The organism is Streptomyces sp. GbtcB7 (assembly GCF_019091445.1).
Lineage (GTDB): Bacteria > Actinomycetota > Actinomycetes > Streptomycetales > Streptomycetaceae > Streptomyces > Streptomyces mirabilis.
This window is the reverse complement of record NZ_JAGXJM010000002.1, coordinates 122638-135518: the sequence shown is the minus strand read 5'-3', so window position 1 is coordinate 135518 and position 12881 is coordinate 122638. Positions and strand designations below refer to the sequence as shown.

Annotated in this window: 12 protein-coding genes; 6 read left to right on the top strand and 6 right to left on the bottom strand. The window is 70.9% G+C overall.

Annotated elements, in window-relative coordinates; genetic code table 11:
- Position 1 precedes the first annotated feature (1 nt).
- Positions 2-1672 (bottom strand): rhamnogalacturonan lyase B N-terminal domain-containing protein, encoded by a 1671-nt coding sequence (locus KVT44_RS03530; protein ID WP_217566053.1) that lies wholly within the window; start codon positions 1670-1672, stop codon positions 2-4.
- A gap of 189 nt (positions 1673-1861) precedes the next feature.
- On the opposite strand from KVT44_RS03530, the gene KVT44_RS03525 reads away from it, so the two are divergent.
- Both KVT44_RS03525 and KVT44_RS03520 read left to right on the top strand, forming a co-directional pair.
- Positions 1862-2908 (top strand): rhamnogalacturonan acetylesterase, encoded by a 1047-nt coding sequence (locus tag KVT44_RS03525; protein WP_217566052.1) that lies wholly within the window; start codon positions 1862-1864, stop codon positions 2906-2908.
- Between the two features lie 78 nt (positions 2909-2986).
- A complete protein-coding gene (locus KVT44_RS03520) occupies positions 2987-4708 on the top strand; it encodes a DUF2264 domain-containing protein (RefSeq protein WP_217566051.1) in 1722 nt (573 codons plus the stop codon).
- Here the strand turns inward: KVT44_RS03520 and KVT44_RS03515 are convergent.
- Complete coding sequence (locus KVT44_RS03515) at positions 4653-6053, bottom strand: hypothetical protein (protein ID WP_217566050.1); 1401 nt, start codon at positions 6051-6053, stop codon at positions 4653-4655. The two genes, KVT44_RS03520 and KVT44_RS03515, sit on opposite strands and share 56 nt — an antisense overlap.
- Positions 6054-6159: 106 nt before the next feature.
- On the opposite strand from KVT44_RS03515, the gene KVT44_RS03510 reads away from it, so the two are divergent.
- The gene (locus tag KVT44_RS03510) at positions 6160-6618 is read left to right on the top strand and encodes a hypothetical protein (protein WP_099920090.1); all 459 of its coding nucleotides are present in this window, start codon (positions 6160-6162) and stop codon (positions 6616-6618) included.
- 31 nt (positions 6619-6649) lie between these two features.
- Positions 6650-7414 carry an isocitrate lyase/phosphoenolpyruvate mutase family protein gene (locus tag KVT44_RS03505; RefSeq protein WP_217566049.1) on the top strand — a complete coding sequence of 255 codons (765 nt, stop codon included), beginning with the start codon at positions 6650-6652 and terminating at the stop codon, positions 7412-7414.
- Positions 7415-7478: 64 nt separating this feature from the next.
- Here KVT44_RS03505 and KVT44_RS03500 read toward each other — a convergent pair whose 3' ends face one another.
- On the bottom strand, positions 7479-8468 hold the full coding sequence (locus KVT44_RS03500) for a GlxA family transcriptional regulator (RefSeq protein ID WP_217566048.1): 990 nt from the start codon (positions 8466-8468) through the stop codon (positions 7479-7481).
- Between the two features lie 8 nt (positions 8469-8476).
- On the bottom strand, positions 8477-9124 hold the full coding sequence (locus tag KVT44_RS03495) for an HD domain-containing protein (RefSeq protein ID WP_217566047.1): 648 nt from the start codon (positions 9122-9124) through the stop codon (positions 8477-8479).
- Positions 9125-9695: 571 nt separating this feature from the next.
- Here KVT44_RS03495 and KVT44_RS03490 point away from each other — a divergent pair.
- Positions 9696-10142 (top strand): CAP domain-containing protein, encoded by a 447-nt coding sequence (locus KVT44_RS03490; RefSeq protein WP_217566046.1) that lies wholly within the window; start codon positions 9696-9698, stop codon positions 10140-10142.
- 21 nt (positions 10143-10163) lie between these two features.
- Here the strand turns inward: KVT44_RS03490 and KVT44_RS03485 are convergent, their stop codons facing one another.
- Positions 10164-11000, bottom strand: coding sequence for an alpha/beta fold hydrolase (locus KVT44_RS03485; RefSeq protein ID WP_217566045.1), 837 nt, complete (start codon positions 10998-11000; stop codon positions 10164-10166).
- Positions 10993-11586 (bottom strand): TetR/AcrR family transcriptional regulator, encoded by a 594-nt coding sequence (locus KVT44_RS03480; protein ID WP_217566044.1) that lies wholly within the window; start codon positions 11584-11586, stop codon positions 10993-10995. The genes KVT44_RS03485 and KVT44_RS03480 overlap by 8 nt, the downstream gene beginning before the upstream one ends.
- Positions 11587-11734: 148 nt before the next feature.
- Between KVT44_RS03480 and KVT44_RS03475 the strand changes: the two genes are divergently transcribed.
- On the top strand, positions 11735-12847 hold the full coding sequence (locus tag KVT44_RS03475) for an alanine racemase (RefSeq protein WP_308313903.1): 1113 nt from the start codon (positions 11735-11737) through the stop codon (positions 12845-12847).
- The last annotated feature ends 34 nt before the right edge of the window (positions 12848-12881 follow it).

Genomic DNA, 12881 nt, shown 5'->3' with positions numbered 1-12881 from the left:
GTCAAGTCAGTAGATCCACGGCGTCGATGGAGGTACCCGCGCTGAGGAAGGACGTCGACCCCGAGCCGCTCGCCACGGAGATCTTCAGCGTGTTGTACGCACTGGTGTCCGTCAGCCAGGCGGACGCGGGAACGCTGTAGGTGAACGTGTAGTTGTTGCCCCGGTAGGAGCCCACAGTCAGCGACCGGGTGCTCGGCTGGGTGGGCGGTGAGGGGACGGCCGAGGTCCAGGTGTCGTTGACCACGATCTGCGGACGGCCGTTGGCGTAGGCCGTGGTCACGCCGATGCGCAGGGTGTGCGCGGCGGCGGCCTGGGCGGCGGTCAGCTTGAAGTACACGACGATGCCGCTGTTGACGTCCTTCCACAGATAGCAGGGGAACGCCGAGGTCTCGCTGCCGCTGCCGACGACCACGTTGCCGGTCCAGGACGCGGCCCGGACGTCCGACGGATGCGCGTACGTCATCAGGTCCGCGTTCTTGAACCCGCTCGGCGTGCCGTCCCAGGTGCCGATCCGCCAGATCGCGCTCGCGTTGGACGGGTCGTTGGAGGAGGGGATCGCGATGCTGTTCAGCGTCGTGGTCCCGCCCGCCGTCACCGTCACCGACGACGTGTACACGGCGAGTTCGCCCTTGAAGACCGTGAGGGTGTACGACCCCGGCAGCACGCCCGCGATCGAGAAGTAGCCGTCCGAGGCCCGCGCCGAACCCCAGTACTGCGCGGCCGAGTTGGCGAGCCCGACCGTGTACGCGTACGCCGTGTCGCGCCCCGAGATGCCCACGCCCGCGACCCGGCCCCGGCCGCTCGCGGCCGTGTACCCGAAGATGCCGAGCGAGTCCGCCCAGGAGGTGGTGAGATTCCCCGCGTACAGCGAGGAGGAGGGCGCGCCGCCGTCCGTGAAGGCGATGACGTACGGACCCTGGAGGCCGAAGCGCTCCGACTCGGTCTGGTTCTCGCCGTAGTACAGGATCTCGTACAGCCCGCCGCCGTCCGCGCTCTGGTGCCGCAGCAGGGAGCGGTAGAACGGGCCGCCCGAGGCCTTCTCGTGGTTGCTGCGCACGATCCACAGGCCGACGCTTCCGGTGGTCCAGCCGAGGTAGTTGTAGTCGATGACCCGGAGCTTCGAGTAGTGCTTGGAGCGGGTCTGGCCGTCGGACTTCGCGAAGACGTCCGCGGACTCGATGGTGGTGGGCGCGTACGTGTAGGAGTCCGGCTCGTCGTTGAGGAACAGGCCCGCCTTGACGCGCACGATGTACCGGGTGGCGCTGACCGACGTGTCGGCCTTGTTGGTCCACAGATAGACGTCGTTCTCGCCGCTGCGGGCCGCGTAGTAGTGCTTGAGCGTGCCGTACGCGACGGAGACGAGGATCGTCGAACCGGACTGCGCGATGGTCACGGTGGAGGTGCCGAGGCCGGACTCGACGTGCGAGTTCTTGCCGCCGTAGCCCTGGTACTCGGTGCCGCGGTAGACGAGCGAGGTCAGGTCGCCGTTGGTCTTGCTGACCTTGAAGACCAGGTTCGCGCCGGTGTCGACGACGTAGTTCGAGCCGTCGTCCGTGTAGCCGAAGCTCGCGGCGGCGGCCGTCGGGGTGAGGGCCGTCGCGCTCACGGCCGCCGCGGTCGTACCGAGGACGAAGGTGCGGCGTCCGAGGGATCTGTCGGTGGATCCGGACATGGGGGTGCCTCCTTCGGAGGTGGGGGTGTGCGGGTGTCCGGAAGACTGACAGTTGAATCGATTTCGCGAAAGGGCTTTCGCTGCTTGAGAGTTGGCAATCATGTGAAAGCGCACCGCACTCTAGAAAGCGCTTGCGGAGAGCGGTACGGTCCTGCCGCCAGGTCTTGTCGTCCTGTTGGAGGAGCCGCAATGAGACGTTTCATCGCTGCCGGGGTGGCCGTGCTGGCCGCAGCCACCGCGCTGACGGCCACGCCCGCCCAAGCACATGGAGGGCCCGGCGCCCTCGGCCTGGAGAACTGCACCGCGACCGCCTGCCACTTCGACGTCGCGCCGGGCACGTACGACGTGCGCGTACGGCTCGGCGGGGAGACCGCGGCGAGCACGAGCGTCAGCGGTGAGACGCGCCGCGCGCTGCTGCCCGAGACCGCCACGGCGGCCGGGAAGCCCGTGACCCGCAGCTTCACGGTGAACGTCCGCACCCCCGAGGGCGAGCCGACCGGCCCCGACGGCACCCCCGGCCTGGACCTGGTCCTCGGCGGCTCCGCGCCCGCGCTGGCCGACATCCGGGTGACCCCGGCCGTCCCCCACACCCGTCAGATCTTCCTGGTCGGCGACTCCACCGTCTGCGACCAGCCCGGCGACCCCTACACCGGCTGGGGCCAGCAACTGCCCCAGTACCTCCGCAAGGGCGTCTCGGTCGCCAACTACGCGGACTCCGGGGAGAGCACGGTCACCTACCTCGAGAACCCCGCGCTCTTCCCGACCGTCCAGCCGCTCGTCCGGCGCCACGACCTGGTCCTCATCCAGCTCGCCCACAACGACAAGACGACCGATGAGCCGACGTACCGCGCGAACCTGGAGACGCTGGTCGCCGGGGTCCGCGCGCGGGGCGGCGACCCGGTCCTTGTCACCCCCATCGTCCGCCGCTGGTTCAACGCGGACGGCACCCTGAACAACGACACCGCGCTGCTGGTCAACGGCCTCGGTGTGAACCACCCGGCCGTCATCCGCTCGGTCGCCGCCGCCGAGCACGTGCCCCTCATCGACCTGACGGCCAAGACCAAGGCCCTCGTCGAGTCGCTGGGCGTCGAGGGCTCCAAGGCGATCTACCTCTACAACGAGAAGCGGGACAACACGCACACCTCCGTGCACGGCGCCACGGTCTACGCGGGCCTCGTCCGCGACGAACTCCTCGCCCAGCATCTGGTGCCCGAGCGCCAGGTGAGGGTGGGATGAACTCCTGGGGCGTCCCGTCCGGAACCGGGGCGCCCCAGGTACCACCCGACCGAGCCGCCGAACCACGGAGCGCCACTGATGCCCGACGAGGACCGCACCCTCAGCCCGTACACCGGCTACACCCGCGCCCACTGGGAGGCGGCGGCCGACTCCCTGCTCGCCGCGGTCGCCCCGTACGCGACCGAGAACGGCGCCCTCTACCACCTCCCCGGTGCGCACACGAGCTGGTCGGGCCGACTCTCCGACGGCCTGGAGGGCTACGCCCGCACCCTGCTCCTGGCCGCCTTCCGCCGCGACGAGAAGGCCCTGGAGCGGTACGCCGACGGACTCGCCGCCGGTACGGCCGGCGTCTGGCCGCGCGTCGAGGACCGCAGCCAGCCCCTCGTCGAGGCCGCCTCGATCGCCCTCGCGCTGCGGCTCACCCGGCCACTGCTGTGGGACCGCCTGGACGACGGTGTGCGGCAACGGGCCGCGGCCTGGCTCGGTGACGCGCTCACGGCCGAACCCTGGGCCTGCAACTGGGAGTTGTTCCCGGTGACGGTCGGCGGCTTCCTGGCGGAGGTAGGCCACGAGCCCGAGGCGTCGCGGGCCGCGATCGACCGGGGTCTGGAGCGGATCGAGGAGTGGTACGTCGGCGACGGCTGGTACACCGACGGCCCCGGCCGCGCCTTCGACTACTACAACGGCTGGGCGATGCACCTGTACCCGGTGCTGCACGCGTGGCTCGCGGACGACACCCGGCTCCTCGACCTGTACGGCGGCCGGCTCTCCCGCCATCTCGCCGACTACGCCCGGCTGTTTGGCGGCGACGGCGCCCCGATGCGGCAGGGCCGCTCCCTCACCTACCGCTTCGCGACGACCGCCCCGCTGTGGCTCGGCGCCCTCACCGGCCGTACGCCGCTGTCGCCGGGCGAGACCCGACGCCTGGCGTCCGGCGCCCTGCGCCACTTCCTCGACCGGGGCGCGGTCGACGACCGTGGCCTGCTCACCCTCGGCTGGCACGGCCCCGACGAGACGGTCCTGCAGGGCTATTCGGGCCCGGCCTCCCCGTACTGGGCGAGCAAGGCCTTCGTCGGCCTCCTCCTCCCACCGGACCACGAGGTGTGGACAGCGCGGGAGGAGCCGGGCCCGACGGACCGCGCCGACGCCGTCACCCCCGTCGGACCGCCCAACTGGCTGCTCCAGACCACGACTTCGGACGGCCTGGTCCGCCTCCACAACCACGGCAGCGAGGACGTCCGCTACGACCCCTACTACACGCGGCTCGGGTACTCGACCGCGACCGCGCCCTCGGCGTCGTACGACAACAGCGTGATCGTCGGTGACGATCCGAGCCGGACGGACATCGAGCCGCTGGGCGCCGGGGACGGCTGGGTGGCGTCCCGGCACACGGCGGGTGGGGGAGCGCGGGTCGTGAGCCTGGTCGTCGCGCGGGGAGCGGTGGAGGTGCGGGCCCACCTGGTGGCGGGAGCGGACCCGGGGACGCCGGTGCGCGTCACGGGGTGGCCGGACGACGACGGCGTGCACGCCGAACTCCTCTCCGTGTACGGGCTGTCGGACTCGGCGGGTGTCACGGGACCCGGCGCCACCCTCTTCGTCGCCCTCGCCCGGCTCACCGGCGAGCCGGACCCCCTGCCCCTCACGGAGTCGGTGTCCGTGAAGGTGGAGGGGGAGGCGGAGGAGGGGCAGGGGGAGTACGACGTCCGCGTGAGCTGGCCCTCGGGCCCCTCGACGTGCTTCCGGTTCAGGGCTTCAGACGGGCGACCTTCAGCGTCGTCGTGGTCGGTGAAGCCCCGGTGAGGGCGCTCGCGTAGGACGGGGTGACGGGGGCGTACACCCAGGTCAGGGAGCCGTCCTTGAGGGTCGCGATATCACCGGAGATACGCGCCTGGACGACCTTGTCCGGCGTCTTGAGGGCGCCGTTCCAGTCGATCAGGCGCAGGTGGGTGCCGGTGAAGGTGCCCGTGCAGGTGCCGGACGAGCACTTGGCGTTCTTCAGGGACTCCCAGGAGACGAGGAGCCGGTCCTTGCCGTAGGGGGCTATGTGGACGTTGACGTTCTCGGTGCCGGCGGCGCTGGTGAGGTATACCGGCTTGCCCGCCGGGGTGTTGCGGTTCTTGAGGAAGGCGACGGCCACCTGGTGGGTCGACGTCTTCGGCTTCACCGTCCAGCCGCGCCCGCTCGCGTCGTCCGGGTTCTTGGCCGCGGAGGCGGCGCCCCGGGAGGCGAAGGCGGTGGCGTACCGGCCCGTCGAGGACTTCACCAGGTCGCCGGTGCGGCCCGCGAACGTGCCTCCGCAGTAGCCCGCCCAGCACTGCTCGCGCCGCACGGCGGGCGCGTTGTCGGGGGCGCCGATCCCCGTCGAGACGAACAGGCCCGAGCGCCAGTCGTCGAAGCACAGGGAGGTGAACGCGCCCGTCGTCTCCGCGTGCAGCGCGATGCCCTCGTTGTGGCTGCACCCCCAGCTCCAGCCGCCCGTCAGCTTCGCGCCCTTGGCGCTCACGTAGCTCAGCTTGTCGCCGAAGTGGCCGTCCGCGAAGCCGCCCGCGCCGTGCACGACGAAGTACGTGCCGTACTTGGTGCCGTTCCAGGTGAGCTGGCCGTCCAGCAGCGGAGCCGTGTCGTGCGAGGCGGTCCCCGTGAGCTTCGTACGGAAGGCCTGCGTGCCGTTCTTGTAGCGGATGAGGGCCGCCGCCGTCTCCTTCCACTTGTTGGTGTCGGAGACGCGGGTCAGCAGCGCGAAGCCGTCGTTGTGCGCGACCAGGCCGCCGACCTCCTTGGCGCCCTTGACGACCGTGTCCGCGCCGGAGCGCTTCCCGGCCGCCGTCAGCGGGGTGACGTGGACGCCGTCGGACGCGGGCCAGGCCACGCGGAGGGTGCCGTTCGGGGCGACGGCGGTCGTGGTGCGCGTCCACTCGCGGGTGTTGTTGTAGCCCGCGGACAGGTACGGGAACCTGGCGGCCAGGTTCACCGCGGTGTTCGTGACGGCCGCGAGCCGCGGGGCGGCGGCCGTCGTGGTCGTCGTCGGAGTGGCGGTCGCGTACCAGGCACCGGCCAGGACACCGACGGCCCCGAGTCCGGCCGCCAGGGGCTTACGGGCCACGTGACGGCGGCGGTGCGATGTGGTGGGTCTTGCGTTGGTCATGCCGGGTGGTCGCCACCGCGGGGCGAAAGGTTGCCGCGCTTCTCAGGGCGCGACGGCGGATACGGTTCGGCGGGCGCCGAAGGATCGCGCGTCTAGCGTTCGCGGTATGGACAACTCCTCACCCCGGAAACCGGCCGAAGGCGTCGTCGCCATGGTGGACCACGTCCTCGACCTGGCGGCGACCTGGACCGCCTGGGACGGCAGGCCCACCCACGTCGACGACCGTGTCTACACCCCGCACAAGGCGATCCGCCGTGTCGCCGACCATCTCCTCGACCACTTGGCCGAGTTGGAGGCCCGGCTCGTGGGCGAGGAGCCACTGCCCGACCACTGGCACGCGTCGGCGAGCACGACGCAGGCGGACCTCGCGCCCTTCACCCGCGAGGACCTGGACGAGGCGCGTAGTCGCCTCACCCGCCTCGCCCGTATCTGGGCGAACCGGCTCGACACGCTGACCGAGGACCAGCTCGACGACTCCCCCGGAGAGGGGTGGAGCTTCCGTCAACTGGCCGAACACCTCAAGGGATCGACCTACTACGCCGATGCTGTCGGCAAGCTGACGTGATCGCCCGCCGCCCCCGCACCGGAAGGTCGACATGACTCCCTTCGCCGCGCTCCACCACGCCGACGCGCCCCTCCTGCTGCCCAACGCCTGGGACCACGCCTCGGCCGCGCTCCTTGCCGCTCAGGGCTTCGCGGCGATCGGTACGACGAGCCTGGGTGTCGCCGCGGCGGCCGGACTGCCGGACGGGGCAGCGGCGACCCGGGACCTGACCGTGCGGCTCGCGCGGCAGCTCGGCGCCGGCCCGTACCTGCTGTCCGTCGACGCCGAGGACGGTTTCACCCAGGACCCGTCCGAGGTGGCGGAGTTGGCGAGCGAACTGGCTGCCGCCGGGGCGGTGGGCATCAACCTGGAAGACGGCCTCGGCCCCGCCGACCTGCACGCGGCGAAGATCGCGGCGGTCAAGGCGGCCGTACCAGACCTCTTCGTCAACGCCCGCACCGACACCCACTGGCTCGGCGACGGCGCCGACGAACGGGAGACCGTCCGCCGCCTCGACGCCTACCAACAGGCTGGCGCCGACGGCGTGTTCGTCCCCGGACTGACCGACCCGACCCGCGTCACCGCCCTGCTCAAGACCCTCGACGTACCGTTGAACATCCTCTACTCACCCGCGGGCCCGCCCGTCTCCCACCTCGCCGACCTAGGCGTACACAGGATCAGCCTGGGCTCGTACCTCTACCGGCGGGCCCTGGGCGCGGCGCTGGACGCGATGGCGGACATCCGCTCCGGCCGCCCGCCGCGGGGCACCGCGCCGACGTACGACGAGGTACAGGCCCTCAGCGCGCAGGACCGGTAGGCGCGGCTGTGCCGGCCGCGCCGGGGGCTCTTCGGCTGCTACCGAGTGAGGCGGGTCCGAGTCCTCAGGCCGCCACGATGCGACGACTGCCCGCGGTGCTTCGGAAGCGGGCGCGGTACACGGTGGGAGAGACGCCGAAGGTGTGCTGAAAGATCCGACGCAGGGACTCCGAGGAACCGAATCCGGCCTGCTGCGCCACTTCCTCCACTGTGCCGCTGCCCCTTTCGAGAAGAGCCTGAGCGGCTTCGACCCTGCTGGATTCGACATATTGGCCAGGAGACATGCCGATCTCGGTACGGAAGAGCCGCCCCAGGTGCCGGGCGCTCACCCCGCTCACAGCGGCCAGGGAGTCGAGGGTGTGCTCGGCCGAAGGGTCCGCACTGACGTGATCCAGTACGCGTCTCACCGCCGGGTGCTGAGGCTCACATGGAACCAGTCGAGTGCTGAACTGCGCCTGACCGCCGGGCCTGGCCATGAAGACGACCAGTTGCCTGGCCACGCTGCGCGCCACCTCGGCTCCCCAGTCCTCTTCGACCAGGGACAGCGCGAGGTCGATGCCTGCCGTGACGCCGGCCGACGTGACGACGTGGCCGTCCCGGACGAAGAGAGGATCGCTTTCCACCCGAATCCCTGGGAAGGCGAGCGCCAGGTCCGGGGCGAGCTCCCAGTGCGTGGCGGCACGCCGACCGTCCAGGACACCGGTCGCGGCGAGAACGAACGCCCCCGCGCACACGGAGGTCACCCGCTCGGCCCGATCGGTCAGGTGCCTGACCGACTCCACCAGGTCCGTGTCGCTGACGGCCGCCCGCCAGTCCCTCCTCCCCGGTACCAGCAGGGTGCCGATCCGGCGGGGAAGCGAGGAAACCGAGCCGTTGACGCCGAGCACCAGTCCCGATGAGGTGACGACGCCGGCACCGGTGGGCGAGACGACTCGGACGTCGTAGTCCGCACCGTAGCGATTGGCGGTCGTGAAGACCTCGACCGGGCCGGTGACATCGAGGAGCTGGACCGCGTCGAAGGCGACTACCGCGACCGTGTGACGGTGGCGGGACACCGGCGGGACTACTCCTTCCACGGTGAATCGAGGATCGTACGGACGAAGTCACCGCGCTGGAAGTCCGGGTCGAAGTGCACGAGAACGTCGGCCTTCACGTTGCCGAACGTCGTCTCCGGCTTGCGGCAGACACCGTCGTGGAACGCCTGCAGAATCCCTTGCTTGAAGTCGGGGCGGGGGTGCAGGGCCACGACCTCGGCCCGGTCCGCCTCCTGGATCGCGTCGTATCCGATGCCCAGTACGTCGTACTCCACCCCGGCGGTGACCAGGGCCACCTCCGGCTCCATGAACTCCGGTATCCCGGGAGTCGTGTGCAGGGCGATCGCCGTCCACACGCGGCGGACACTGTCCTCCGGAATCCCGTGCGCCTGCAGGAACCGCCTCGCTTCGTCGGCGCTGTCCACTTCGAAGCGGCGGCCGCTGTCACGGAAGGCGTCACCCAGGCCCACGTCGTGGAACATGGCGGCGATGTAGAGGAGCTCCGGGTCGAAACTCAGGTCGCGGTCGCGTCCCTGCAGACTGCCGAAGAAGTACACCCGGCGCGAGTGGTGGTAGATGAGCTCACTCGTGGTGTCACGGATCAGCTCCGTCGCCTCTCGAGCCGGCTTTGTCGCAGGCACGTCCACGTTCGCCGCCGCAGCATGATCGATTCCCATGGTGTCCGCCTATCCTGGGTGTATGTCGCCGTTCAGTCGGCGATGCCCTCTCCAGGTTGGCACCGGCGGTGTCTGCCTCGCCATGGCGATCATGACGTCTAACCCACAGATACAGACATGGGCCCCTGATCCCAGTGCCCCGATCGAAGTACCACGGTGACCGGCACGCACAGGGCGGTCGACAGGGAGGCCTTCGCATCGGGGTCGCCACCGCTGCCGCCGTCCCGGTATTCGTCACACATACGCGATTGTCCGGCTTCTCAACACGCGGGCGGAGAAGGCGTGTTGGTCCCCTGGTGTCGCCGGGGGACCGCCCGAGTCGTGAGCGCGCGTGGTCGGGCTTACGGTGGATTTGTACGAGGAGGCGTTGTCATGCCCCTCACCCGAGCGGCGAAAGAGGCCGCGGGCTGGTGACGGCCAAGGGCGGGGAGGGTGCCGTCACGTTCCTCGCGTCGCGTCGCACGCGATGTCGGGGAGCTGCCGACCGCCCCTGACGAAAGGGAATCCCGTGCGAACCAAGAGCAATCGAATACGTCGTGTCTGCGTTGCCGCGTGTGCGGCCCCTCTGCTGGTGCTCTCCGGAGCGGCCGCCGCAGGCGCCGCGGCGACGGTCACCGTCCCCGCCGCCGTGCCGCGCGCCCTGCAGACCTCGCCCGGCGAGGTCCTGCAACTGGTCAACGCCGAACGCGAAAAGGCCAACTGCCCCGCCCTCCATGAGAACGCGCAGCTGACCCACGCCGCCAAGGTCTTCGCGGACGACGCCGACAAGAACAACATCACCACGCACACAGGCTCCGACGGCTCCTCGCCCCAACAGCGCATCAAGGACGCCGGCTACAACGCGGGGCCGTCAGCGGAGAACATGTCCTGGGGAGACACCAGCGCCAAGCAGGTCGTCGACGGCTGGATGAACAGCACAAAGGGCCACAAGGGCAACATCCTCAACTGCTCGTTCACGGACACCGGCGTTGCCGTCAGCGGAAAGTACACAGTGCAGCTCTTCGCGGCGCCAGGTTGATCCCTCCCTCTGCCGGGCGACTCAGAGCGACTCGGTCAGCCGGTCCGCGAAGGCGACCGGGTGCTGGAGGACGCCGAGGTGACCCCCAGGGAACTCGACGAAGTCGCTGCCGCTGAGTTCAGCGAGCAACGAGGCCGTGCGGAAGGGGAGTTGACCCCGCGAGTCGCTTCCGGCACCGAGCGTGAGCCGGGAGGACAGACCCTTCAGGGCGTCCAGGTCCAGGGCGTGGGAGGTGAAGGGGCGCAGGACGTGGCCGAGGAAGATGTCCATGGGCGTGTTCTGCGCCTCTCGGGAGTCCGGCGTGTTCTGCCCGCTCTGCGTGTTCTCGCCGCCGTCGGCGGCAGCCGGCGCGGGGCGTGGACCGGGCTCCCAACTCCGGCCCTCCAGACCGGCACTGAGCCGGACCGTCGCCGCCGCCACCCCCTCCGTACGGTGGATCTCGTACACCTCTGTGATCATCGCGTGCTGCCGGACCGCGTCCGGCAGCACTCCGATGCTCGGCGGCTCGTGCGCGACCACGCGCCGCAGCCGTTCCGGGTACCGGGCCAGCAGGTCGAGGGCGACGATCCCACCGGAGCTGCTCCCGAAGACGCGGGCGGACTCGCCGTCCGGGAGGAGGGAGTCGAGCAGCTGGTGGGCGCGGTCGCTCCACGTTTCCACCCGCTGGTCCCCGACCGGCCCGTCGAGCGGGCCGCGGGACAGCCCGAGCGGGTCGTACGTCACCACGGTGAACCGCGCGGAAAGGCGCGCGACGGCACCCTCAAGGCCCATGGGATGACCGGCCCCGCCGGGAATGATCAGCAGCAGGGGCCCGCTGCCCCGCACGTCGTAGTGCCCGTCGTAGTGCCCGTCACGCATGATCCGCTTCCTTCCGCTCGCTCCGTGGCCAGTGCTCCAGGGCCGTGTGCAGGCCGTCGAGGGCCCGCTCCCACGAGGTCTGTACGTCCCTGGCTGCGTGAAAGCCGCCGATCGCCTCCAGGGCGCAGAAACCGTGGAAGGCGCTGCGCAACAGCCGTACGGCGTCGGTGAGGTCGGGCTCGGACAGGCCGTACGCGTGGAGCATGCCGTAGGTGATCTCGGCGGTACGCCGGAACGCGTCGGACGCGGCGCCGACGGCGGGGGCGACCGGGGCGTGCGTGGCGGCGTAGCGGCCGGGGTGCGCGAGCGCGTACGTCCGGTAGGCGCCCGCGAAGGCGACGAGCGCGTCCCTGCCGGCCCGCCCGGCGACCGCGATCGCGATCCCGTCGATCATCTCGCCCGCTGCCAGCAGCGCGACCCGCGTCCGCAGGTCCTGCAGGTTCTTGACGTGCGAGTACAGGCTCGCGTCCTTCACCCCGAACCGGCGCGCCAACGCGGACAGGGTGACGTTCTCGAACCCGACCTCGTCGGCGAGATCGGCCGCGGCCTCGACGACACGGTCGGCCGTGAGCCCGGCACGGGCCATGGGGGACCACCTCTCGGCACTGGTTTGTCTGGATTGCCTTGCTGGTTGCCTAGGGTTCCTAGGTTGGGGCCTAATATACACAGGCATGTGGGGGGTGGGAGGCTGTACCGGAGTGATGAGGCTGTAGCGATGCGGGGAGGACGTAGTGGTGCGGGGAGGACGTAGTGATGCTGAGCAACTGCCCGAAGGGCTTGTCACGCCCGCGCTGGTCGTGGACGCCGACGTACTGGACCGGAACATCGCCCGCATGGCCGAGGCCGCCAGAACCGGCGGCTTCGCTCTCCGGCCGCACGCCAAGAGCCACAAGTGCGCGGAGATCGCGGGGCGGCAGCTCCGGGCGGGTGCGCGCGGACTGTCGGTGGCGACCCTGAGCGAGGCGGAGGCGTTCGCGGCGGCGGGCGTGGACGACCTGTTCATCGCGTATCCGCTCTGGCCGGACGAGAGCAGGGCGCGGCGCCTGCGCCGACTGGCCGACGTGGTCGCGCTGCGGGTCGGCGTCGACTCGGTGGAGGCGGCGCGACGGCTGGGGGACGCGGTGCGGGGGAGCGACCGCGCGGTGGAGGTCCTGGTCGAGGTGGACTGCGGGACGGCACGGACCGGGGTGCCGGCCGCGGACGCGGGTCGGGTGGCCCGCGCCGCGTCGGACGCCGGGCTGGGCGTGCTCGGCGCGTTCACCTTCCCCGGACACGGGTACGGCCATGACCCCGAGGCCCGGGAGCGGGCGGCCCGCGACGAGGAACGGGCCCTGTCCGAGGCGGCGGAGGCCCTGCGCGAACTCGGCCTGGAACCACGGGTGTTGAGCGGCGGCTCGACTCCGACGGCGGGTCGCTGGCGCCCCGGCCCGGTCGACGAACTCCGCCCCGGCGTCTACGTCTTCAACGACGCCCAGCAACTGGCCATGGGCTGCTGCGGTGTCGACGACCTGGCCCTCGCGGCCGCCTCGACGGTCATCAGTGTCCCCGCCCCGGACCGCTTCGTCCTCGACGCGGGCAGCAAGGTCCTCGGCGCGGACCGCTCCGCGTGGGTGACCGGCCACGGCTACCTCCCGCGGTACCCCGAGGCCACGATCACCGCCCTCTGGGAGCACCACGCGGTGGTCCACCTCCCGGAAGGCGTACCCGCCCCCCGCCTCGGCGCGGTACTCGCCGTCGTCCCCAACCACGTCTGCCAGCCAGTGAACCTCGCGGACGAGCTGGTGATCGCCCGCCAGGGCGTGGAAGTGGACCGCTGGCGGGTGGCGGCACGCGGCGCCAACACCTGATCACCAGATCGCCAAATAAATTCTGCAAAAATAC

Excerpts from the sequence above, each read along its gene's own strand:
- KVT44_RS03515 (WP_217566050.1), bottom strand. The coding sequence starts at position 6,053 with ATGACCAACGCAAGACCCACCACATCGCACCGCCGCCGTCACGTGGCC.
- KVT44_RS03495 (WP_217566047.1), bottom strand. The coding sequence starts at position 9,124 with ATGGGAATCGATCATGCTGCGGCGGCGAACGTGGACGTGCCTGCGACA.
- KVT44_RS03485 (WP_217566045.1), bottom strand. The coding sequence starts at position 11,000 with ATGCGTGACGGGCACTACGACGGGCACTACGACGTGCGGGGCAGCGGG.
- KVT44_RS03505 (WP_217566049.1), top strand. The coding sequence starts at position 6,650 with ATGACTCCCTTCGCCGCGCTCCACCACGCCGACGCGCCCCTCCTGCTG.
- KVT44_RS03520 (WP_217566051.1), top strand. The coding sequence starts at position 2,987 with ATGCCCGACGAGGACCGCACCCTCAGCCCGTACACCGGCTACACCCGC.
- KVT44_RS03530 (WP_217566053.1), bottom strand. The coding sequence starts at position 1,672 with ATGTCCGGATCCACCGACAGATCCCTCGGACGCCGCACCTTCGTCCTC.
- KVT44_RS03510 (WP_099920090.1), top strand. The coding sequence starts at position 6,160 with ATGGACAACTCCTCACCCCGGAAACCGGCCGAAGGCGTCGTCGCCATG.
- KVT44_RS03480 (WP_217566044.1), bottom strand. The coding sequence starts at position 11,586 with ATGGCCCGTGCCGGGCTCACGGCCGACCGTGTCGTCGAGGCCGCGGCC.
- KVT44_RS03525 (WP_217566052.1), top strand. The coding sequence starts at position 1,862 with ATGAGACGTTTCATCGCTGCCGGGGTGGCCGTGCTGGCCGCAGCCACC.